We start from the raw sequence: 22,122 nt of genomic DNA on the forward strand, positions 1-22,122 counted from the left end.
CGCTACCCTGCCTGAATTGACCGGGAATGAAGCTTATTTTCTACTGTCGTCCGACTCGTTTGGCGACGTTACCGGAGCTGGGGCCGGACTCCGAGTACCGCGGTGCCGACGCGTACGTGTGTCGCTCCTGCGGCAATTGCCTCCTCCAGGTCCCCGCTCATCCCCGCCGAGACCATGGTTGCAGCCGGATGCGCGACGCGCAGGCCGGATGAGATTTCCATCAGCCGCTCGAACGCCGCCCGTTGCCGCCCCGCATACGCCCCCGCCAGGGGCGCGACCGTCATCAGCCCGCACAGCCGCAGCCCTTGGGCCGCCGCCACCGCGTCCGCGAGCGCCGGTACGTCACCGGGCGCGACGCCGCCGCGGTCCGCCGTCGCACCGCCGCCCGAATCCGTCCCGGGCGCCGCGTCCTTGTCGAGCGCCACCTGGAGCAGACAGCCCAGCTCGCGGCCCTCGCGCTCCGCGGCGGCGGCGAGCGCGGTGACCAGCCGGGGGCGGTCGACGGAGTGCACGTAGTCCGCATAGCGGGCCACGGAGCGCGCCTTGTTGGTCTGCAACTGGCCCACGAAGTGCCACGTGAGCGGTGCGTCCGCGCCCCGCTCCGCGCACCACGCGGCCTTGCCCGCGGCCTCCTGGTCGCGGTTCTCGGCCACGTGCCGTACGCCCAGGTCCGCCAGGAGCAGCACGTCGCTCGCCGGATAGGTCTTGGTCACGACGACGAGCGTGACCTCCTCGCGCTTGCGGCCCGCCGCCGCGCACGCGCCGGCGATACGTTCCTCCACCGCCGCCAGGTTCGCCGCCAACTCACCGCGGCGCTCCCGGTCCGCTGCCTCCTGCACTCCGCCGTCCCCCGTGAAGTCCGCCATCATTCCCCGTCCAGCCAGACGTATCCCGCGTGTCTGCCCGTGGCACCCTCGCGCCGGTACGAGAAGTGGTCCCCGGACTCCAGCGTGCACACGTCCGACACTGTGATCATTCCCACACCCAGCGCTTCCAACTGCGCGACCACACCCGCACGGATGTCCAGTGCCGGCGTCCCCCAGCTCGTCGTCGCCCGCGCCGCCGGCACCCGCCCGGCGGCCTCCTCGCGCAGCGCCTCGGGGACCTCGTAGCAGCGCCCGCAGACGGCCGGTCCGAGGTGGGCGACGATCCGCGCCGGCTCGGCGCCCAGCCCCACCATCGCCTCGACCGCGGCCCCGGCCACCCCGGCGACCATGCCGGGCCGGCCGGCGTGCGCGGCACCCGCCACGCCCGCGCCGGGGTCGGCGAGGAGCAGCGGGACGCAGTCGGCGCCGCGGGCGGCGAGCGGCACGTCCCGGGCGCGGGTGACGACGGCGTCCACGGCGGGCGGGGGCGCGTCGCCCCAGGGCCCGTCGACGACGGCGACGTCCCGCCCGTGCACCTGGTGCATCCACACCACCCGCGCCGGCTCCACCCCGAGCGAGCGAGCGGCGCGCTCGCGGTTGACCGCGACCGCCGCCGGGTCGTCGGCGCCGACGGCGCCGCCGAGGTTCAGCTCGGCGTACGGAGCGGCGCTCACGCCGCCCCACCGGTCGGTGAAGGCGAAGTGAGCGCCGCCTGTCGCGTATGTCTGCCCTATCACGGGTCGTACGTTACGTGATCAACACGCCGGTCACTTGAGGAAGTCCGGCACGTCCAGCTCCTCGGCCTCGCTGTCCTGGTACGGCCGGGCCGCCGGCACCTGCGGCGTGGCGGCCGGGGGGACGGGCGCAGGGGCGCTGTCTGCGGTGCTGTCGCCGGAGAGGGAACCGAGGCCGCCGAACGCGGGGCGCTCGGGCTCCGGGGACCGGGCGGGCCCGGGGTCCGCGACCGACTCGGCCGGGGCCTCGTCGCGCCCGCCGTACGAGCCGAGGACCTTGTCCCGGTTCTTCGACGGCAGTTGGCCGCCGTCGAAGCCCGCGGCGATGACCGTGACGCGCACCTCGTCGCCGAGGGCGTCGTCGATCACGGCGCCGAAGATGATGTTCGCCTCCGGGTGGGCCGCCTCGCTGACGAGCTGGGCCGCCTCGTTGATCTCGAAGAGCCCGAGGTCCGAGCCGCCGGAGATGGAGAGCAGCACACCGCGGGCGCCGTCGATGGACGCCTCCAGCAGCGGCGAGGAGATCGCCATCTCGGCCGCGGCCACCGCGCGGTCGTCGCCGCGCGCCGAGCCGATGCCCATGAGCGCGGAACCTGCCTCCGACATCACGGACTTGACGTCCGCGAAGTCCAGGTTGATCAGGCCCGGGGTGGTGATGAGGTCGGTGATGCCCTGGACACCGGAGAGCAGCACCTGGTCCGCGGAGCGGAAGGCGTCGAGGACGCTCACCTGGCGATCGGAGATCGACAGCAGCCGGTCGTTGGGGATCACGATGAGGGTGTCGACCTCGTCGCGCAGCGCGGCGATGCCGTCCTCGGCCTGGTTCGCGCGGCGCCGGCCCTCGAAGGTGAACGGGCGGGTCACGACGCCGATGGTGAGCGCGCCCAGCGAGCGGGCGATGTTCGCCACGACGGGCGCGCCCCCGGTGCCGGTGCCACCGCCCTCGCCGGCCGTGACGAAGACCATGTCGGCGCCCTTGAGCACCTCCTCGATCTCCTCCCGGTGGTCCTCGGCGGCCTTGCGGCCGACATCCGGGTTGGCGCCCGCGCCGAGTCCGCGGGTCAGCTCGCGACCGACGTCGAGCTTGACGTCCGCGTCGCTCATCAGCAGTGCCTGCGCGTCGGTGTTGATCGCGATGAACTCGACGCCCTTGAGACCGACCTCGATCATCCTGTTGATGGCGTTGACGCCACCGCCGCCGATACCGACGACCTTGATGACCGCGAGGTAGTTCTGTGGTGCTGCCACGTCGAAGGCCTCTCGCCTCGAGTTACGTCTGCCGTTTGTGGGGGTCCCCGAACGCCGGTCGAACCCTAAGCGTGAAGTTTAGGGTTACCGCAGCATCCCGTACCTGGACTCTTGGAACGAGACACTAAGTCGACAAGGCTTCCGCGTTCAATGAACACGCCGAACCTCCCGTTTTTCTTTTCACCCTATGTGATCAGGCGTTGCGACCCCTCACGGGGGGTCTGAACTGCGCATATGTACGTCAACTCGACGACGCCGCGGGGGCGCTGGGAACGCTGACGTCGAAGTACCGCGCATCGCGCTCCGCTTTCATGACCGCCGCGAGCGCCTTCGACTTCGCCGCGCCCCGCTCCGCGCTGCCCCACAGCACGGTCCGGCCTCCGGACAGCTCGAGCGTGACGGAGTCATATGAACGCACAAGGATAGTACGGGTGTCACGGCGCACGCTCTCGGAGAGCGCGCCCGCGACCCGTACCGCGCTCTCGCGCAGCCGCTGCCTGCCGAAACGGTCGAGGCTCGGTGAGTCCGCCACCTGCATCTCCACTATCGGCACGTTCTCGGGCGCCGTACGCACCGTGGCGAACCGCACACCCTCGTCGTCGACTTCCACGAAAGACTCCCCCTTGCGCAACAGCACCGCCGGCTGCCGCTCGGTGACCTGCACCGCGATCCGGTGCGGCCAGACCCGGTCGACGTCCACGGTGCCGATACGCGGCAACTCGGCCGCCAGCCGCGCCTCGACCGCGTCCGTGTCGACGGTGGCCATCGGCACGTCCTCGGAGACCCGGGCCGCGTCCAGCACCTCGTCGGCGCTGAGCACGTCGGTGCCGGAGACCGTGACCCGCTCCACCCGCAGCCAGTTCGAGCCGTACAGGGCCCAGACGGCGAACCCGCCGAGCACGATCACCGCCAGCAGCACGGCGACCACCACCCGGCGGCGCGGCGGCCGCAGCCGGCCGCGGCCGCCGGCCGGCCACCGGGCGGCGGGCGGGCCGCTCGGCCCGGCACCGCCGCCGCGCTCCTCGCGGCCGGCCGCCGCCTTCTCACGGACCGCTCCGGCCATCCCCGTACCCCCTTGACTGGTGTGGTGAGATCGCCGCGCCCTATGATCCCCGCCGGCCGTCCACAGCCTGGTACACCATGCCGACGAGGAGTTCGTCGGCATCCCTCCGGCCGAACTCCGCGGCGGCCCAGGACATCTCGTGCAGCCGCTGGCGGTTGGTGAGCACCGGCAGCACCTCCTGGCGCACCCAATCCGCCGTCAGCTCCGCGTCGTCGACCAGCAGCCCGCCGCCGGCCTTGACCACCGGCTGCGCGTTGAGCCGCTGCTCGCCGTTGCCGATGGGCAGCGGAACGTACGCGGCCGGGAGCCCGACCGCGGAGAGTTCGGCGACCGTCATCGCGCCGGCGCGGCAGAGCATCATGTCGGCCGCGGCGTAGGCGAGATCCATCCGGTCCACGTAGGGCACGGGGACGTACGGCGGCATGCCGGGCATATTGTCGACCTGCGGCAGCTCGTTCTTCGGCCCGACGACGTGCAGGATCTGCACGCCGGAGCGCTGGAGGTACGGCGCCACCGACTCGATGACCTCGTTCAGCCGCCGGGCACCCTGCGAGCCGCCGGAGACCAGCAGCGTCGGCAGGTTGGGGTTGAGCCCGAACGCGGCGCACCCCTCGGCGCGCACGGCGCCGCGGTCCAGGGTGGCGATGGAGCGGCGCAGCGGGATGCCGATGTAGTTCGCGTGCCGCAGCTTGCTGTCCGGCGTGGAGACCGCGACGAACTTCGTGTAGCGCGAGCCGATCTTGTTGGCAAGGCCGGGGCGGGCGTTGGCCTCGTGCACCACGATCGGCACGCCGCGGCGCTTGGCCGCCAGATAGCCGGGCAGGGCGACGTAGCCGCCGAAGCCGACGACGCAGTCGGCCTTCGTGCGCTCCAGCACCTCCTCGGCGGCCCTGATGGTCCCGCGCAGCCGTCCGGGGACGGTGATCAGCTCCGGCGTGGGCTTGCGCGGCAGCGGGACCGCGGGGATCAGCGCCAGTTCGTAGCCGCGCTCCGGGACCAGCCTGGTCTCGAGCCCGCGCTCGGTACCGAGCGCCGTGATGCCCACCGTGGGGTCCCGCCTGCGCAGGGCGTCGGCGAGGGCGAGCGCGGGCTCGATGTGGCCGGCGGTCCCCCCACCGGCGAGTACGACATGCACCGAATTTCACCGCTCTCCGCGACGGCCGCCCGCCGGCGGTCCGTCACCTTGTTTTCCTGGCTCTCCTGGCCGTGCTCTCCGGCCTTTTTCCGGCGAGCACTCTTCTAGCAGACTGCAGCACCCCCGCGGGCCGCATGGCCAGCGCCGCCCGCGCCGCGGGTTCCTCGCGCGCGAACGCGATCAGCAACCCCACGGCGAACATCGCCGGCAGCAGGGCGGAGCCTCCGTAGGAGAACAGCGGGAGCGGGACGCCGGCGATGGGCAGCAACCCCAGGACCGCACCGATGTTGATCACGACCTGCGCCATGATCCAGGCGGTCACGCCCCCCGCGGCGTACCTTACGAAGGCGTCCTCCGTACGTCCGGCCACGCGGATACCCGCATAGCCTAGAGCCGCGAAGAGTGCCAGCACCGACAGCGTCCCCGCCAGGCCGAGTTCCTCCCCGGTCACGGCGAAGATGAAGTCGGTGTGCGGTTCCGGGAGTTCGCCCCATTTTTCCATACTCGCGCCGAGTCCCGATCCGAACCAGCCGCCGGACGCCAGGGCGTAGATGCCGTGCAGGCCCTGCCAGCAGACGTCTCCGGGGCCCGGCTCGGTGGCGCCGATGCAGCGCAGCCGGTCCATCCGGTGCGGGCTGGAGGTGAACAGCACGACGGTCAGCGTCGCGCCGACCGCGATCACGGTGGCGAACAGCCGGGTCGGGGCGCCGGCGACCCACAGCAGGCCCAGCAGGATCGCGCCCAGGATCATCGCGGTGCCCATGTCGCCGCCGAGCATGATGAGGCCGAGCAGCACCATCGCGACCGGCGCCAGCGGCACCAGCATGTGCTTCCACTGGGTGAGCAGCTTCTTGTCCTGTTTACGCGCCAGCAGGTCGGCGCCCCACATCACCAGCGCCAGCTTGCCGAACTCGCTGGGCTGGAGCTGGAACGGGCCGCCGAAGTTCAGCCAGTTGGTGTTGCCGTTGACCGACTGCCCTATCCCCGGCACCTGCACCAGCGCCATGAGGAACAGCGACATCGCCAGGACCGGGTACGCCAGCGCGCGGTGCAGCCGGATCGGCATGCGGGCCGCGACGAGCAGCAGGATGGTGCCGAGGGTGGCGGCGACGAGCTGCTTGCGGAAGTAGTACGTGGACGCCAGGCCGCTGTTGAGCGCCTCGATCTGGGAGGCGGAGAAAACCATCACCAGACCCAGCACGGTGATCAGCAGACTGCCGCCGAGCAGCAGGTAGTACGCGGTGAGCGGCCGGTCCCAGGCCCGGCGCACGCGGCGCGCGAACCGGCGCAGGCCGGCGGGCCCCACGCCCCCTCCTCGGGCCGGGCGGGCCGCGGGGACGGAACGCGTCCCGCCGCGGGCGGGCCGCGGCGGGGTTTTCGACGCCGCGCCGCGCGCGGCAGCGGGCCGCCGCGCGCGCCGCTCCTGGTCCGCTCTGCTCATCCGCCGTCTCCTCGCTGGCACCGCCGCACTCCGCCCATGGGCAACGAGGTTGCCACGCCGACGCCCCGGCCGGGGCCACGACGCGACGGAGCGCGGTCGCCTTCGGGTCGTCCGGGTCCCGGAGTCTGCCGTCGATCTCCCGTACGCGGCCGGGGTACGGCCCCGCGCGCGGCGCGCCGCCCTTCGGCCGAAAGCAGGTGTGCCGGGGAGCCTAGGCCCCGTCGGCGGCGAGTTCGTGTACGGCGGCGGTGAAGACCTCGCCGCGCACGTTGTAGTTCGTGAACATGTCCATCGACGCGCAGGCCGGCGCCAGCAGCACGGTGTCGCCCTCGCGGGCCAGCCGCGCCGCCTCGGCGACGGCCACCGCCATCGCGCCGGAGTCCGTCCGCGCGATGTCCACCACCGGCACCTCCGGCGCCTGCCGCGCCAGCGCCCCGGCGATCAGCGCCCGGTCCCGGCCCAGCAGCACCGCCGCGCGCAGCCGCTTCGCCGCGCCCGCGACGAGGTCGTCGAAGGTGGCGCCCTTGGCGAGACCGCCGGCGATCCAGACGATCCCGTCGTACGCGGCCAGCGAGGCTTCGGTGGCGTGGGTGTTGGTGGCCTTGGAGTCGTCCACATACGTCACGCCGCCGATCTCGGCGACGCGTTCGATGCGGTGCGGCTCGGGGCGGAAGGCGCGCAGCCCCTCGCGTACGGCCGCGGGCCCGGCGCCGTACGCGCGCGCGAGGGCCGCGGCGGCAAGGGCGTTGGCGACGTTGTGCGGGGCGGGCGGCTGGACGTCGGCGACGGCGGCCAGCTCCTGCGCGGTGCGCTGCGGGTCCGGCACGAACGCCCGGTCCACCAGCAGCCCGTCGACCACTCCGAGCTGCCCGGGGGCGGGCGCGCCGAGGGTGAACCCGACCGCGCGGCAGCCCTCCTCGACGTCGGCCTTGCGCACCAGTTCCTCGGTGACCGGGTCGGCGGCGTTGTAGACGCACGCCACCCGGTTGCCCTCGTAGATGCGGCCCTTGTCGGCGGCGTACGCCTCCATGGAGCCGTGCCAGTCGAGGTGGTCGGGCGCGAGGTTGAGGACGGCGGCGGAGTGGGCGCGTACGGAAGTGGCCCAGTGGAGCTGGTAGCTGGACAGCTCGACGGCGAGCACGTCGAGGTCCGCGTACGGGCCGTGGCCGGTGACGACGTCGACGAGCGGGACGCCGATGTTGCCCACGGCGGCGGTGCGCAGCCCGGCGGCGGCGAGCATGGCGGCGAGCATCTTCACCGCGGTGGTCTTGCCGTTGGTGCCGGTGATCGCCAGCCACTCGGCGGGCGGCCGGCCCCCGGGCGAGGTGGCGCGCAGCCGCCAGGCCAGCTCGACGTCGCCCCAGACCGGCACCCCGGCCGCCTCGGCGGCGGCGAACAGCGGGGCGGAGGGCTGCCATCCGGGCGTGGTGACGACCAGTTCCGTGCCCTCGGGCAGGGTGTCGCCGTCGCCGAGGCGGACGGTCACGCCGAGCGGCTCCAGCTCCGCGGCCTGCGCCCGGGCCCGGTCGTGGTCAGCGCCGTCGACGACGGTGACCTCCGCGCCGAGCCGGTGCAGCGCGCGGGCGGCGGGGCCGCCGCTGACCCCGAGCCCCGCGACGGTCACACGGCGGCCCTCGAACTCGCTCATGTCGGCTCCCCGTCCGGGCCCCGGCCGCTCACCTTCTGGCCGCCCAGCCGGCGTAGAAGATGCCCAGGCCGACGATCACGCACATGCCCTGGATGATCCAGAATCTGACCACCACGAGCACTTCGCTCCAGCCTTTCAGCTCGAAGTGGTGCTGTAGTGGCGCCATTCTGAAGACGCGTTTCCCGGTCATCCGGAACGAGCCGACCTGGATCACCACCGAGAGCGTGATGAGGACGAACAGGCCGCCGAGGATGGCGAGGAGCAGTTCGGTGCGGGAGGCGATGGCCAGGCCGGCGAGGGCGCCGCCGAGGGCCAGCGAGCCGGTGTCGCCCATGAAGATCTTCGCGGGCGAGGTGTTCCACCACAGGAAGCCGAAGCACGCGCCCATCAGCGCGGAGGCGACGACGGCCAGGTCGAGCGGGTCGCGTACGTCGTAGCAGGCGGCCGGGTTGGTGAGGGTGTCGGCGTTGATGCAGGACTCCTGGTACTGCCACACGCCGATGAAGACGTACGCGCCGAAGACCATCACCGAGGCGCCGGTGGCGAGGCCGTCCAGGCCGTCGGTGAGGTTCACGCCGTTGGACATCGCCAGGATCATGAACAGCGCCCAGATGACGAAGAGCACCGGGCCGATCGACCAGCCGAAGTCCTGGGTGAAGGAGAGCTTCGTGGACGCCGGTGTCAGCTCGCGGGCGTCCTCGAAGTTCAGCGACAGCACCGCGAAGGCGATGCCGACGATGAACTGGCCGAGCATCTTCGCCTTGGCCCGCAGGCCCAGGCTGCGCTGCTTGATGATCTTGATGTAGTCGTCGAGGAAGCCGACCAGGCCCAAGCCGGCCATGAGGAAGAGCACCAGCAGCCCGGAGTACGTGGGCGAACTGCTGGTGACCACCTTGGTGATCGCGTACGCGATGATCGTGGCCAGGATGAACGCGATGCCGCCCATGCTGGGCGTACCGCGCTTGCTGTGGTGCGCCTGCGGCCCGTCGTCCCGGATGTACTGCCCGTAGCCGCGCCGGGCCAGGAGCTTGATCAGCAGCGGAGTGCCGAGGAGGGAGAGGAAGAGCCCGAGGGCCCCGGAGAAGAGGATCTGCCTCATCGGGCGGCGCCCTCCTCGAGCAGCGCTTCCGCCACGCGCCACAGCGCCTCGGATCTGGACGCCTTGACGAGCACGACATCTCCCGGCCGCAGCTCGCCGCGCATCAGGTCGACAGCCGCGTCGACGTCGGACACGTGCACCGACTCCTCACCCCACGAACCCTCGTTCTTCGCGCCCATGTCCAGCCAGGCGGCCTCCTGCCGGCCCACTGCCACGAGCTTGCTGATGCCCAGGCGGACGGCCAGCCGGCCCACGCCGTCGTGCTCGACCATGGCGTGGTCGCCCAGCTCGGCCATCGCGCCCAGCACGGCGAACGTCCGGCCCCCCGGCACCGTGCTGCCCCGGCCCATGGCGGCGAGCGCGCGCAGCGCGGCCCGCGTGGACTCGGGGTTGGCGTTGTACGCGTCGTTGACGACCGTCACGCCGTCCGGCCGCCGCCTGACCTCCATGCGCCGGCCGGACAGGGCCTCGGCGGCGGAGAGCGCCTCGGCGATCCGCGCCGGGGGCATGCCCAGCTCGTACGCGACGGCGGCGGCGGCAAGCGCGTTCGACACGTGGTGCTCACCGTACAGCCGCATGATCACACCGGCGCTGCCGGCAGGCGTGTGCAGGGTGAATTCCGGCCGCCCGTCTTCGGTGAGCCGGACGTCGGCGGCCCGTACGTCCGCCTCGGGCGCCTCGCCGTAGTAGATGATGCGCGCCCGGGTACGGGACGCCATCGCGCGGACGAGGGGATCGTCGGCGTTGAGCACCGCGACCCCGCCGTCCGCCCCCGCCGGCAGCGCCTCCACCAGCTCGCCCTTGGCCGCGGCGATCTGCTCCCGGCCGCCGAACTCGCCGATGTGCGCGGTGCCGACGTTGAGGACGAGCCCGATGCGCGGCGGCGTCACCTCCGCGAGATCGCGGATGTGGCCGAGGCCGCGCGCGCCCATCTCCAGCAGCAGGTACCGGGTGTCGGGGGCGGCCTGGAGGGCCGTGACCGGATGGCCGATCTCGTTGTTGAAGGAACCGTGGGTGTAGACCGTCGGGCCGAGGCGCTGCAGCAGTTGGGCGAGGAGGTCCTTGGTGGACGTCTTGCCCGAGGAGCCGGTGAGCGCGATGAGCGCGGTGAGGGTCTCGTCGAGGCGGGCGACGACGTGCTTGGCCAGTGCGCTGAGCGCCGGGGGCACGGAGCTGACCACGACGGTCGGCACGCCCTCGACCGGGCGGGTGCCCAGGACGCCGGTGGCGCCGGCGGCGACGGCGAGGGCGGCGTAGTCGTGCCCGTCGACGTGCTCGCCGGTGAACGCGGCGAAGAGGCTGCCCGGCTCCGCCTGCCGCGAGTCGATGACCACGGGGCGGGTGACCAGCGCCTGCGGATCCGGCACGCCGTGCAGCTCGCCGCCGGTCAGCTCGGCGACCTCGGCGAGGCTCAGCGGAATCACCGTACGCCTCCGGCGGGTTCGGCGGAATCCGGGTGCCCGGGGTCCGCGGAGCCGGCGCCCGCCCGCTCGCGGATCGCCCTGCGCAGCTCGTCGCGGTCGTCGAAGGGCCGTACGACGCCGGCCGTGTCCTGGCCCTGCTCGTGGCCCTTGCCGGCGATGAGCACCGTGTCGCCGGCGCCCGCGCGGGCCACCGCGATGGCGATGGCGCCCGCCCGGTCGGCCTCGACCAGCACGTCGCCGCGCTCGTAGACCGGCACCTCCGCGGCGCCGGCGAGCATCGCGGCGAGGATCGCGAGGGGATCCTCGGAGCGGGGGTTGTCGGAGGTGAGCACCGCGGTGTCGGCGAGCCGGGCGGCGGCGGCGCCCATGGGGCCGCGCTTGTGCGGGTCGCGGTCGCCGCCGCAGCCGACGACGACGTGCAGCCGGTTCTCGGTGACCTTGCGCAGCGCCCACAGCACGGACTCCAGCGCGTCGGGCTTGTGCGCGTAGTCGACGACGGCGAGGTAGCCCTGGCCCGCGTCGACCCGCTCCAGCCGGCCCGGCACGCCCGGCACAGCGGCCACGCCGCCCGCGGCGGTGGCCGGGTCGATGCCGGCGGTGACGAGCGCGGCGATGGCGGCGAGGGTGTTGGAGACGTTGAACGTGCCGGGCAGCGGGGCCTCGGCGGGGATCGCGATCCCGCCGGGGCCGACCGCGGTGAAGGTGGAGCCGAGCACGCCGATCTCCACGTCCTCGGCGCGCCAGTCGGCGTCCGGGTGGCCCTCGGCGGAGTACGTGGTCACGGGGTAGCTGCCGCCGCCCTCGGGGGCCGCGGCCTCCTCGGCGAGGCGCATCCCGTACTCGTCGTCGATGTTGACGACGCCCGCCCGCGACCTGGCCGGGGTGAAGAGCTGCGCCTTCGCCCGGTAGTAGTCCTCCATGTCGGTGTGGAAGTCCAGGTGCTCGGGGCTGAGGTTGGTGAAGACGGCGACGTCGAAGAGGACGCCGTCGACCCGGCCGAGCACCAGCGCGTGGCTGGAGACCTCCATCGCCACGGACGCGACGCCGCGCTGGCGCATGACGGCGAAGAGCGCCTGGAGGTCGGTCGCCTCCGGCGTGGTCCGCTCCGACTTCAGCCGCTCGTCGCCGATGCGCATCTCGACGGTGCCGATGAGGCCGGTGAGCCCGGCACCGTCCTTCTCGGCCGCCGCCCGCAGCCCGCCCTCGACGAGGTACGCGGTCGTGGTCTTGCCCGACGTGCCGGTGACCCCGAGCTGGAGCAGGTCCCGGCCCGGCTCGCCGTAGACCGCCGCGGCCAGCTCCCCCATCCGGCCCCGCGGGTCGCCGACGACCAGCACCGGCAGCCCGGTGCCCGCGGCCCGCTCCAGGCCGGCCGGGTCGGTGAGCACCGCGGCGGCGCCGAGGTCGGCGGCCTGGGCGGCGAAGTCGGCGCCGTGCAGCCGGGCGCCGGGCAGCGCGGCGTAGACGTCGCCGGGGCGTACGGCGCGGGAGTCGTGGGTGATGCCGGTGACGGTGACGCCCCCGGCCTCGCCGGTGACGCCGGTGCCCAGCCGGTCGGCCAGCTCCGTGAGCGGTACGGGGTCGACCTCGGCGGGGCGGGGCGCCCCCGGATGCTTCGCCGGGGCGCCCGACGCTTCCTGAGGGGACTGATCGGGGTGGGGCACGGCGGGCAGCGTACCGGGCCCGCCTGCCGCACCGCCAAGCCAGGGGGGGCGCGGTGCGCGGTTCCCCGGATCGTCCGTGATTGTGCTCACTGCGCAGGTCCGATCTTTCCGTTCTTATCCGCCGTCGGCCACGCCGCCGGCGTCCGTACCCTCGCCGTCCCCGCCTGTGCCGTCGGTGCCGGCGCCGAACGTGACCGGCATCGGCGGCGGCTCGACCCCCGTGGGCGGCACCTGGAGCGTCTTGAGCGCGAACTCCATGACCTTCTTGTACACGGGGCCGCAGATCTGGCCGCCGAAGTAGCTGCCTTCCGTGGGGTTCTGGATCGCGCAGTACACGGTCACGCGCGGTGCGTCCGCGGGCGCGAAGCCCGCGAACGAGGCCGTGTAGCCGTTGTAGCGGCCGGTCTGCGGATCCACCCTGTTGGAGGTGCCGGTCTTCCCGGCCGCGCGGTAGCCCGGGATGCGGGCCTTCACGCCGGTGCCCTCCTCGTCGTCGACGACGGACTCCAGCATCCGGGAGAGCGTCCTGGCCGTCTTCTGGCTGACGACGCGGTTCTTCTCCGGCTCGGGCGCCGGGTCGAAGCGGCCGTCGGGGCCGCGGCTGCCGCGGACGAGGGAGGGCTCGATCCGTACGCCGCCGTTGGCGACGGTCGAGTAGACGGAGGCGGCCTGCAGGGCGTTCACGGACAGGCCCTGGCCGAACGGGATCGTGTACTGCTGCGCCGCGTCCCACTCGGCCGCGGGCTTCAGCAGGCCGGGGGTCTCGCCCGCGACGCCGAGGCCGCTGCGCCGGCCGAGGCCGAAGTCGCTGAGGTAGGAGTGGAGGACCTTGTTGGCCTGCCGCTGGTTCTTCCCCAACTGCTCGACGGCGAGGATGGTGCCGATGTTGCTGGACTTGGCGAGCACGCCGTTCAGCGTCAGGTACCAGGTCGGGTGCTCGACGTCGTCGTGGAAGGCGTGGCCGCCGCGCGGCAGCACGTTCGGCACGGTGACCCGGGTGTCCGGGGTCGCGGCCTCCTCCTCCAGCACGGCGGCCATGGAGATGACCTTGTTGACGCTGCCGGGCTCGTACGCGTCCTCCAGGGCCGGGTTGCCGAGGGTGCCGGGGGTGGCGCCGGACAGGTCGTTGGGGTCGAAGCCGGGGGCGTTGGCCATGGCCAGGATCTCGCCGCTGCGGGTGTCCTGCACGATGACGTAGCCGCGGTCCGCCTCGGAGGCGTCGACCTGCTTCTCGATGGCGGTCTGGGCGGCCCACTGGATGTCGCGGTCGATGGTGAGCTCGACGTCGGAGCCGGGCTCGGCGGGGTTCTCCTCGGCGTCCGCGGTGGGGATGCGGCGGCCGGCGGACTGGGCGTAGACGAGCCTGCCGTCCTTGCCGGCGAGCAGCTTGTCGTGCTGCCGCTCGACGCCCCCGCCGCCCTCGCCCTCGGCGTTGACGAAGCCCAGTATCCCGGCGGCCAGATCGCCGTTCGGATAGACGCGCTTGTTCTGCTCCTCCGCGAACACCCCGCCGAGCACGTCCTGCCTGCCGCCCGCCGCCTCGCGCCCGGCGGACTCCGACTTCAGCTTCTTGATCTCGTCCCAGACCTGCGGCGTCTGCTTCGACGCGAGCTTCACATAGCGCGAGCCGGGCGTGGCGAGCTTGGCCTCCAGGTCCTTCGCGTCCGCCTTCAGCACGGGCGCCAGCGCCTCGGCGGCCCGCCGGGGCGCGTCCTTCACGTCGGCCTGCTCGGGCGTGAAGAGGTACGGGTCGGCGGTGATGTCGTACGCGTCGACCGTGGTGGCCAGCTCGACGCCGTTGCGGTCGGTGATGACGCCGCGCTCGGCGCTGAGCGTCATCGGCACGTACCGGTTGACCTGGGCCTTCTCCGCGTACTCGCCGGCGTCCACGGCCTGGACCTGGAGCAGCCTTGCGGTGAAGACCAGCAGGAGGAGGGTGAGGCCGACGCTGACGAGGCGCAACCGGGGGCGCGGCGAGGCGAGGCGGATGCGCGGACCGCCTCCGGCGGGGCGGGGGGGCCGGGGGCCGGGCGTGGACGCGCGGGTACGGGAACGGGGCCGGGCGGCACCGCCACGGCCACCGCTCGCGGGGCGCGGCACGCGGCGGCGCGCGTCGCGGCCGTCGCCGCCGTCGCGGGAGGAACCGCCGGAGTCGCGGGTCGTCACGGTGCCTCCTGAGCGGCGGGCCGCGGGGCGGCGGCCGAGGGGGAGGCGGAGGTCCCCGGTGCGGGGGACGCCGGCGGCTCGGCCGGGGCGCCCTCCGCCTGCCCCGCTTCGTCGGCCGCCCCCTGACCGGCCTTCCCGGGCGCCTCTGCCTTCTCGGCTGCCCGTGCCCTGGCGTCACCGTCCTCGGGCGACGGCTTCGCGGCGGCCGCCGGGCTCGGCGCGGGCGGCGGCGGGCCCGTCGCCGTCCACGGCTCGCCCCTGACGCCGCCCACCGGCGAGAGGAAGACCGGCGGCCCGCCCGGCACCATGCCCAGCTCCCGGGCCCGCTTCTCCAGCGCGTCAGGCGCCGACTGCTCCTCCACCTCCTGGCGCAGCCGCTGCTCCTCGTCCGTCAGCCGCGTCGTCTCCTTCTTCAGGTTGCCGACGCGGAACGAGCCCTGGTTGACCGCCGCGTTGAGCAGCAGCAGCGCGAGCAGACCGGCGCCCAGGAGCAGCACCACGAGCAGCACGAAGGGCGTGCGCGCCGCCGAGCTGCCGCCCAGCAGCCGGGCGCCGCCCTCGCGCGGGAACGCGATCCTCGGCCGTTTCACGGCGCACCCGCTCCGCTCCGGCTCACACGTCCTCCCGGATCCGCTCCGCCGCCCGCAGCCGCGCGGGGGCGGCCCTGCGGTTCTCCGCGATCTCCTCGTCCGCCGGCAGCTCAGCGCCGCGGGTGAGCAGCCGCAGCCGCGGCTGGTGGTGCTCGGGGACCACCGGCAGTCCGGGCGGCGCGGTGCTCGCGGCACCGGCCGCCAGCACCCGTTTGACGAGCCGGTCCTCGAGCGACTGGTACGCGAGGACGGCGATCCGGCCGCCGACGGCCAGCGCCGCGACGGCCGCGGGCACGGCCCGTTCGAGGACCGCCAGCTCGCCGTTGACCTCGATGCGCAGCGCCTGGAACGTCCGCTTCGCGGGATTGCCGCCGGTGCGCTTCGCGGCCTGCGGCAGCGCCTCGCGGATCACCTCGACCAGCCGCGCGCTGCGCGCGAACGGCTCCTTCTCCCGCTCCCTCACCACGGCCTCGACGATGCGCCGCGCCTGTTTCTCCTCGCCGTACGCGCGCAGGATGCGCACCAGCTCGCCGGGCGGGTACGTGTTCAGCACCTCGGCCGCGCTCACGCCCCTGGTCTGGTCCATCCGCATGTCGAGCGGCGCGTCCTGCGCGTACGCGAAGCCGCGCCCGGCCTCGTCCAGTTGCATGGACGACACGCCCAGGTCGAAGAGGATCCCCTGCACGTGGCCCACGGCCAGCTTGTCGAGCACGTCGGGCAGTTCGTCGTAGACCGCGTGCACGAGCGTCACCCGCCCGGTGTACGGGGCCAGCCGGCGGCCCGCCAGCTCCAGCGCGGCCGGGTCGCGGTCCAGCGCGATAAGCCGCAGCCCGGGGTGGGCGGCGAGCAGGGCCTCGCTGTGGCCGCCGAGGCCCAGCGTGCAGTCGACGGCGACCGCGCCGGGCGCGGACAGGGCGGGGGCCAGCAGTTCCGTGGTGCGGCGGAGCATGACGGGGACGTGGACAGCGGCGCGTGCGTCGTTCACGGTGCCGCCTCCTGTCCCGCCCGATCGCCGAAGGGGAGCGGCCGTAGCCGCCTGCGCGGCGGCGCCGGCCTGGCCCGGAGCGGGCCGCCGGCCGCACGGGCGACGGGCGAACCGCATGAAAGGGGGCGCCACGGCTCCCACTTCGCGTCACTTTAGCCCACTGCACCCCCCGGTCAATCAAGCACCGAAGGCGCGCCCCCGCCCCGGCCGCGGGCGCATGCCGCCGGGACTGCTCCCTGTGGGCTACCTCACGCGGGCCGGGCAGCGGCGCCCCGGCCCGGATACCGTCGTACGCATGACGCCCGCTGAGAGCACGTCGACCGCTGAGAACGCCGTCGCCGCCCCCACCGTCACCGACCGGCTCGTCGCCGCCAACCGCGGGTACGCGGGCGGCTTCGAGGACCCCGGCATGGACGCCAAGCCCGTCCTCCGGGTCGCCGTGGTGGCCTGCATGGACGCCCGGCTCGACCTGCACGCCGCGCTCGGCCTCGAGCTGGGCGACTGCCACACGATCCGCAACGCCGGCGGCGTGGTCACCGACGACACCATCCGCTCGCTGACCATCAGCCAGCGCGCCCTGGGCACCCGCAGCGTGGTCCTGATCCACCACACCGACTGCGGCCTCCTCCGCATCACCGAGGAGTTCCGCTTCGAGCTGGAGGCCGAGGTCGGCCAGCGGCCGGCCTGGTCGGTGGAGTCCTTCCGCGACCTGGACCAGGACGTGCGCCAGTCGATCCGCCGGGTGGAGACCTCCCCGTTCCTGCTGCACACCGACGACGTGCGAGGCTTCGTGTTCGACGTGCGCACGGGGCTGCTCCGCGAGGTGTCCGCGGAGCAAATCACGGCGGGCGACTGACGAAACCGGCATTCGGCAGCAAGAATGCGGGTGTGGTGGCTCCGATACGCCCCGGCCGGGCCGGCGGCGCACGGGGCACCACGGTATCGGGGAGGGCCGGACCGCGACCGCGGCGCACGGCCCGTGCGACGGGCCGAGGAGGGCCGGTGACGACGTATGACGAGCGAGCGAGCCTCAGCGATCTGACCAGTACCGCGGACGATGTCCGGCGGTCGGTGGAGAGCGTGATCGAGGGCAAGCCCGAGGCGGTCAGGCTGTCGCTGACCGTCCTGCTCGCCGAAGGCCACCTGTTGATCGAGGACGTGCCGGGCGTCGGGAAGACCATGCTCGCCAAGGCGCTGGCGAAGTCCATCGACTGCTCCGTGCGCCGCATCCAGTTCACGCCCGACCTGCTGCCCTCCGACATCACCGGCGTGAGCGTCTACGACCAGCAGAGCCGGGACTTCGAGTTCAAGCCCGGCGCGATCTTCGCCCAGATCGTCATCGGCGACGAGATCAACCGGGCCTCCCCGAAGACCCAGTCGGCGCTGCTGGAGTCGATGGAGGAGCGGCAGGTCACCATCGATACGCAGACGTACGAGCTGCCCAGCCCGTTCATGGTGGTCGCCACTCAGAACCCCATCGAGATGGAGGGCACGTACCCGCTGCCCGAGGCCCAGCGCGACCGCTTCATGGCCCGGCTGTCCATCGGCTACCCCAGCCCGGACGCGGAGCTGGAGATGCTGGACGTGCACGGCGGGGTCTCGCCGCTGGGCGACCTCCAGCCCGTCGCGCACGCGCACGACATCGTCAAGCTGATCGACGCGGTGCGCACGGTGCACGTGGCGGACTCCGTCCGGCGCTACGCGGTGGACCTCGTGACCTCCACCCGGCTCCACCCCGAGCTGCGCCTCGGCGCCTCGCCGCGGGCCACGCTGCACCTGCTGCGGGCGGCGAAGGCCGCCGCCGCGCTGGCGGGGCGGGAGTTCACGCTGCCCGACGACGTGCAGGCGCTGGCCGTGCACGTGCTCGCGCACCGGCTGCTGCCCACGGCGCAGGCCCAGCTCAACCGGCGCACGGCGGAGCAGATCGTCGCCGAGATCCTGCAGCAGGTGCCGGTGCCCGCCGCCGACATGCAGCGGCCGCCGCAGATGCCGCCCGCGTACGGCGGCGGCGCGCACAGCCCGGACGGCCGGCGGTTCTGATGTCCGGCCAGCCCCCGCCCGCCCCCGCCGCGCCGCCCGCCGGCCAGGACGCCCAGGCGGGCGGGCTGCGTACGGCCCTGGCCGGCACCACCACCCGCGGCCGCTCGTTCCTCGCCGCCGGGCTCGCGGCCGGCGCGTGCAGCTACATACTGGGCCAGCCCGACCTGCTGCGGGTGGGGCTGCTGCTGGCCGCGCTCCCGCTGGTGTGCGCGGCCGTGCTGCACCGCACCCGCTACCGCGTCGGCGGCAGCCGCAGGCTCTCGCCCGCCCGGGTGCCCGCGGGCTCCGAGGCCCGGGTGCACCTGCGGCTGGAGAACGTCTCCCGGCTGCCCACCGGGCTGCTCATGCTCCAGGACCGGCTGCCGTACGTGCTCGGCCCCCGGCCCCGCTTCGTGCTGGACCGGGTGGAGCCGGGCGGCAAGCGCGAGGTGACCTACCGGGTCCGCTCCGACCTGCGCGGGCGCTATCCGCTGGGCCCGCTGCAACTGCGGCTCTCCGACCCGTTCGGCATGTGCGAGATGACCCGCTCCTTCAGCGCGTACGACACCCTCACCGTCGTGCCGCGCACCGAGGCGCTGGCCCCCGTCCGGCTGGCCGGCGAGGCCACGGGCTACGGCGACGGCCGGCACCGCACCCTCGCCCTGGCCGGCGAGGACGACGTCATCCCCCGCGGCTACCGGCACGGGGACGACCTGCGGCGGGTGCACTGGCGCTCCACCGCGAAGTACGGCGAGCTGATGGTACGCCGCGAGGAACAGCCGCAGCGCGCGGGCTGCACGGTGCTGCTGGACACCCGGCGCGACGCCTACACCGGCGCGGGACCCGACTCGCCCTTCGAGTGGGCCGTCTCCGGCGCCGCCTCGGTCGCGCTGCACATGCTGGAGCGCGGCTACACCGTGCGGCTGCTCACCGACGGCGGCGAACTGGGGGCCGGCGTCGACGGGGCGCTGCACTCCCGCGGCGGCGAGTCGGCCGACGCGGCGGGGATACTCCTGGACACCCTCGCCGTCATCGACCACTCCGAGCGGGACACGGTCTCGGCCGCGTACGACGTGCTGCGCGGGGGGCACGAGGGGCTGCTCGTGGCGTTCTTCGGCGGGCTGGACGAGGAACAGGCCGCGCTCGCCGCGCGGATGCGGCAGCGTACGGCCGCGGGCGTGGCGTTCGTGACGGACGGCGCGGCCTGGGAGTCGCGCGCGGCGGCGCCCGCCGGGCAGAACGGCGCGGCGGCGGAGGGCGCCGAGCGGGTGCGGCAGCTCCGCGAGGCGGGCTGGACGGTGCTGTCCGTACGGCCGGGTATGACGATGGGCGACCTGTGGCGGGAGGCCGGCGACCAGGCCGGCCAGCTCGCCGCGGCGGCACGCGGAGGCGAGAGCTGAGATGAGCGGACGGGCCCGGCTCACGATCTGCGCGGCGGCGGCATCCCTGCTGGCCGCCACCGCGCTGCTGCCGCTGACCGACAGGATGACCTGGTTCTTCAAGGCGATCTTCATCGTCGCCGTGATCGGCGGCGTCGGCATGATCGCCCGCCGTATCCCGCTGGCGCGCCCGCTGACGGTGCTGGCGCAGACCGCGGTCACGGTGGTGCTGCTGACGATGCTCTTCACCGCCGACCAGGCGACGGGCGGAGTGCTCCCCAACCCGGCGGCGATCGAGGAGTTCCGGCAGCTCTTCCAGGAGGGCGGCGACGACGTCTCGCGCTACTCCATCCCGGCCCCGGTCACCGACGGCATAGAGCTGATGCTGCTCTCCGGCATCGCCGGGGTGGCGCTGCTGGTGGACGCGGTGGCGGTGACGTTCCGCAGCGCCGCGCCCGCAGGGCTGCCGCTGCTCGCGCTGTACTCCGTCGCCGCCGGGCTCAACCAGGGCGGGAGCTGGCTGACGTTCCTGCTCGCCGGCGCCGGTTACCTGCTGCTGCTGCTCGCCGAGGGGCGGGACCGGCTGGCGCAGTGGGGGCGGATGTTCGGCGGCGGGCAGTCCGTGGGCGCGCCGGGGGCCGCGGCGCCGGGCGGCGGCCGGCCGGTGGCCCCGGTGCGTACGGGCCGGCGGATCGGCGCCGTGGCGCTGGGCTTCGCCCTCGTCGTCCCCGCGGCGCTGCCGACGCTGGACGGCGGCCTGCTGGACGGCAAGACCACCGGTCCCGGGCAGGGTCCGGGCGGCGGTACGGTCACCGCGATCAACCCCGTGGTGCGGCTGCAGCAGAGCCTGAACCAGCCGGAGAACCGCGAGATCTTCCGCTACCGCGCCGAGGACGGCGCCCAGAACCAGGCGCTGTACATGCGCTTCGTCGCCCTCGACCGGTTCGACGGCACCTCCTGGCAGCCCTCGCGCCGCAGCATCGAGGACATCCCGGACCCGCTGCCCACCCCGCAGGGCTACTCCAACAGCCAGATCAGGTCCGCGCCCCTCACGCTGAACGTGCGGGCCGACGACGACTTCCGGCAGCAGTGGCTGCCGATGCCGTACCCCGCGTACCAGGTGCGGATTGGGGGCGACTGGCGCTACGAGCCGGAGGGCAGGTCCGTCGTCGGCGACGGCGGCACCACCACGAGCGGCGCCGAATACCAGGTCACCAGCCTGCTCATGGCGCCCACCGCGCGCCAGTTGGCCACCGCGCCGCCGCCGGACCCGGCGCTGAGCGAGGAGTACACGCAGGTGCCCGACTCGCTGCCGGACGAAGTCCGCCGGCAGGCGCAGGAGATCACCCGCGGCTCGGCGAACAACTACGAACGGGCGCTGGCGCTGCAGGACTACTTCACCACCAACTTCGTCTACGACACGGAGACCGACCTCGACGCCTCCGACCCCGAGGCGATCCTGCGGTTCCTGGAGGACAAGCAGGGCTTCTGCGTCCACTTCTCCTTCACGATGGCCGCGATGGCGCGGACCCTCGGCATCCCCGCCCGGGTCGCGGTCGGCTTCGTGCCGGGCACCGCGCAGAGCGACGGGTCGATGTCGGTGGGGCTGCAGGACGCGCACGCCTGGCCCGAGCTGTACTTCGAGGGCGCCGGCTGGACCCGCTTCGAGCCGACCCCGACCCGCGGCACGCTTCCCGACTACACGATGGAGGACCAGCCGAACGGCGGCGGCGACCCCGCGAACGAGCTGCCGGACCCCGGCAGCTCCGCGGACCCGACCCCGACCCCCTCCGCGTCGGAGGACGAGTGCCCGGCGTCGCTGCGGCGGGTGGACGGCTGCCCGGACGACGAGGCGGCGGGCGGCGGGGCCGCGGGCCCGACGGACAGCGGGCCGCCGGCGGCGGGTATCGCGGCGGGGGCCGCCGGAGTGCTGCTGCTCCTGCTCCTGCCGTCGCTGCCGGCCATCTGGCGCGTACGGGAACGGGGCAGAAGGCTCCGTCCGGGCGCGGGGCCGCTGGCGGCCTGGCGCGAACTGATCGACTCCGCCTGGGACTTCGGGCTGCCACCCGACGAGTCGCAGACCCCGCGGACGACGGCGGCGGCGCTCATCAGGTTCGGCGGCCTGGAAGGTGCGGCGGCGCAGTCGGCCCTGCGGGTGGCGGGGGCGGTGGAGCAGACGCTCTACGCGCCGCGCCCGCGGCAGGTCGACGGGCTGGCGGCGGACGTACGGAGGGCGCGGGCGGCGATGGGCCGCGACGCGGGCGCGGCCGCGCGGCTGCGCGCGGCGGTGGCGCCGCGCTCGTCGGTGCGGCTCCTGTGGGCGGTGTCGGCTCGCTGGGCGGCGGTGACGGGGCGCTGGCGCGGGGCGCTGCGGCGCGCGGGCGCGGCGCTGCGGCCGTCGCGGCAGCGGGCGTAGGGCGCAGCCGGAAGCGGACCCGAACGGCCCCGTCGCGCGGTTACGCGGCGGGGCCGTTCGGGTGGCGCGGGGGCTGCGACCGGGGACGGTCACGTCTCATGCGGTCTTCGTACGGACACGTCTCGTGCGGTCTTCGTACGGACGGTCGTGCGCGGAAGTCGTCCGCCGAGGGCGTAACGGGAATGGCACACTCCGCGAGGTGCGGTCGCCTGAGAGCCGATCGTGCCCGGACTACGGGCACCCGG

Annotated in this window: 17 protein-coding genes; 4 read left to right on the forward strand and 13 right to left on the reverse strand. The window is 74.0% G+C overall.

Annotation, left to right across the window (positions count from 1 at the left end; all coding sequences use genetic code 11):
• Positions 1-68: 68 nt before the first annotated feature.
• The 13 genes from FB457_RS10135 to rsmH form a co-directional block, all read right to left on the reverse strand.
• Entirely contained in the window at positions 69-866 is a 798-nt protein-coding gene (locus tag FB457_RS10135) for a YggS family pyridoxal phosphate-dependent enzyme (protein WP_047015271.1), read from the reverse strand.
• Positions 866-1,600 (reverse strand): peptidoglycan editing factor PgeF, encoded by a 735-nt coding sequence (pgeF, locus tag FB457_RS10140; protein WP_078898621.1) that lies wholly within the window; start codon positions 1,598-1,600, stop codon positions 866-868. The genes FB457_RS10135 and pgeF overlap by 1 nt, the downstream gene beginning before the upstream one ends.
• 33 nt (positions 1,601-1,633) lie before the next feature.
• Positions 1,634-2,848 (reverse strand): cell division protein FtsZ, encoded by a 1,215-nt coding sequence (ftsZ, locus tag FB457_RS10145; protein ID WP_145781593.1) that lies wholly within the window; start codon positions 2,846-2,848, stop codon positions 1,634-1,636.
• Positions 2,849-3,089: 241 nt separating this feature from the next.
• The gene (locus FB457_RS10150) at positions 3,090-3,911 is read right to left on the reverse strand and encodes a cell division protein FtsQ/DivIB (protein WP_047015274.1); all 822 of its coding nucleotides are present in this window, start codon (positions 3,909-3,911) and stop codon (positions 3,090-3,092) included.
• A 40-nt stretch (positions 3,912-3,951) separates the two neighbouring features.
• A complete protein-coding gene (gene murG, locus FB457_RS10155; RefSeq protein WP_047015275.1) occupies positions 3,952-5,046 on the reverse strand; it encodes an undecaprenyldiphospho-muramoylpentapeptide beta-N-acetylglucosaminyltransferase in 1,095 nt (364 codons plus the stop codon).
• A 43-nt stretch (positions 5,047-5,089) separates the two neighbouring features.
• Positions 5,090-6,487, reverse strand: a complete 1,398-nt coding sequence (gene ftsW, locus FB457_RS10160) for a putative lipid II flippase FtsW (RefSeq protein ID WP_253911177.1) — start codon at positions 6,485-6,487, stop codon at positions 5,090-5,092.
• A gap of 211 nt (positions 6,488-6,698) precedes the next feature.
• On the reverse strand, positions 6,699-8,135 hold the full coding sequence (gene murD, locus FB457_RS10165) for a UDP-N-acetylmuramoyl-L-alanine--D-glutamate ligase (RefSeq protein ID WP_047015276.1): 1,437 nt from the start codon (positions 8,133-8,135) through the stop codon (positions 6,699-6,701).
• A gap of 28 nt (positions 8,136-8,163) precedes the next feature.
• Positions 8,164-9,234, reverse strand: coding sequence for a phospho-N-acetylmuramoyl-pentapeptide-transferase (gene mraY, locus FB457_RS10170; RefSeq protein ID WP_047015277.1), 1,071 nt, complete (start codon positions 9,232-9,234; stop codon positions 8,164-8,166).
• Positions 9,231-10,658: a UDP-N-acetylmuramoyl-tripeptide--D-alanyl-D-alanine ligase gene (locus FB457_RS10175; protein WP_047015278.1), complete on the reverse strand. Its 1,428-nt coding sequence runs from the start codon at positions 10,656-10,658 to the stop codon at positions 9,231-9,233. The genes mraY and FB457_RS10175 overlap by 4 nt, the downstream gene beginning before the upstream one ends.
• Complete coding sequence (locus tag FB457_RS10180) at positions 10,655-12,412, reverse strand: UDP-N-acetylmuramoyl-L-alanyl-D-glutamate--2,6-diaminopimelate ligase (protein WP_486588982.1); 1,758 nt, start codon at positions 12,410-12,412, stop codon at positions 10,655-10,657. The genes FB457_RS10175 and FB457_RS10180 overlap by 4 nt, the downstream gene beginning before the upstream one ends.
• A 24-nt stretch (positions 12,413-12,436) precedes the next feature.
• Positions 12,437-14,488, reverse strand: a complete 2,052-nt coding sequence (locus FB457_RS10185; RefSeq protein WP_047015280.1) for a peptidoglycan D,D-transpeptidase FtsI family protein — start codon at positions 14,486-14,488, stop codon at positions 12,437-12,439.
• Positions 14,485-15,078, reverse strand: coding sequence for a cell division protein FtsL (gene ftsL, locus FB457_RS10190; protein ID WP_047015281.1), 594 nt, complete (start codon positions 15,076-15,078; stop codon positions 14,485-14,487). Before ftsL ends, FB457_RS10185 begins: the two co-directional genes overlap by 4 nt.
• A gap of 22 nt (positions 15,079-15,100) precedes the next feature.
• Positions 15,101-16,063 carry a 16S rRNA (cytosine(1402)-N(4))-methyltransferase RsmH gene (rsmH, locus tag FB457_RS10195; RefSeq protein ID WP_145781595.1) on the reverse strand — a complete coding sequence of 321 codons (963 nt, stop codon included), beginning with the start codon at positions 16,061-16,063 and terminating at the stop codon, positions 15,101-15,103.
• Between the two features lie 295 nt (positions 16,064-16,358).
• Here rsmH and FB457_RS10200 point away from each other — a divergent pair, with 295 nt between their 5' ends.
• From FB457_RS10200 to FB457_RS10215, 4 genes are all read left to right on the forward strand, one after another.
• Positions 16,359-16,919 (forward strand): beta-class carbonic anhydrase, encoded by a 561-nt coding sequence (locus FB457_RS10200; RefSeq protein WP_047019828.1) that lies wholly within the window; start codon positions 16,359-16,361, stop codon positions 16,917-16,919.
• Between the two features lie 146 nt (positions 16,920-17,065).
• Positions 17,066-18,103 (forward strand): AAA family ATPase, encoded by a 1,038-nt coding sequence (locus tag FB457_RS10205; RefSeq protein WP_047015282.1) that lies wholly within the window; start codon positions 17,066-17,068, stop codon positions 18,101-18,103.
• The gene (locus tag FB457_RS10210; RefSeq protein WP_145781597.1) at positions 18,103-19,482 is read left to right on the forward strand and encodes a DUF58 domain-containing protein; all 1,380 of its coding nucleotides are present in this window, start codon (positions 18,103-18,105) and stop codon (positions 19,480-19,482) included. Before FB457_RS10205 ends, FB457_RS10210 begins: the two co-directional genes overlap by 1 nt.
• A gap of 1 nt (position 19,483) precedes the next feature.
• A complete protein-coding gene (locus FB457_RS10215; protein WP_145781600.1) occupies positions 19,484-21,877 on the forward strand; it encodes a transglutaminase TgpA family protein in 2,394 nt (797 codons plus the stop codon).
• The last annotated feature ends 245 nt before the right edge of the window (positions 21,878-22,122 follow it).

The sequence above is a fragment of the Streptomyces sp. CNZ287 genome (assembly GCF_007827615.1).

Bases quoted from the DNA above. Each gene is read 5' to 3' on its own strand.
- FB457_RS10135 (WP_047015271.1), bottom strand. From the start codon at position 866: ATGGCGGACTTCACGGGGGACGGCGGAGTGCAGGAGGCAGCGGACCGG.
- FB457_RS10150 (WP_047015274.1), bottom strand. From the start codon at position 3,911: ATGGCCGGAGCGGTCCGTGAGAAGGCGGCGGCCGGCCGCGAGGAGCGC.
- ftsW (WP_253911177.1), bottom strand. From the start codon at position 6,487: ATGAGCAGAGCGGACCAGGAGCGGCGCGCGCGGCGGCCCGCTGCCGCG.
- murD (WP_047015276.1), bottom strand. From the start codon at position 8,135: ATGAGCGAGTTCGAGGGCCGCCGTGTGACCGTCGCGGGGCTCGGGGTC.
- mraY (WP_047015277.1), bottom strand. From the start codon at position 9,234: ATGAGGCAGATCCTCTTCTCCGGGGCCCTCGGGCTCTTCCTCTCCCTC.
- FB457_RS10200 (WP_047019828.1), top strand. From the start codon at position 16,359: ATGACGCCCGCTGAGAGCACGTCGACCGCTGAGAACGCCGTCGCCGCC.
- FB457_RS10210 (WP_145781597.1), top strand. From the start codon at position 18,103: ATGTCCGGCCAGCCCCCGCCCGCCCCCGCCGCGCCGCCCGCCGGCCAG.
- FB457_RS10215 (WP_145781600.1), top strand. From the start codon at position 19,484: ATGAGCGGACGGGCCCGGCTCACGATCTGCGCGGCGGCGGCATCCCTG.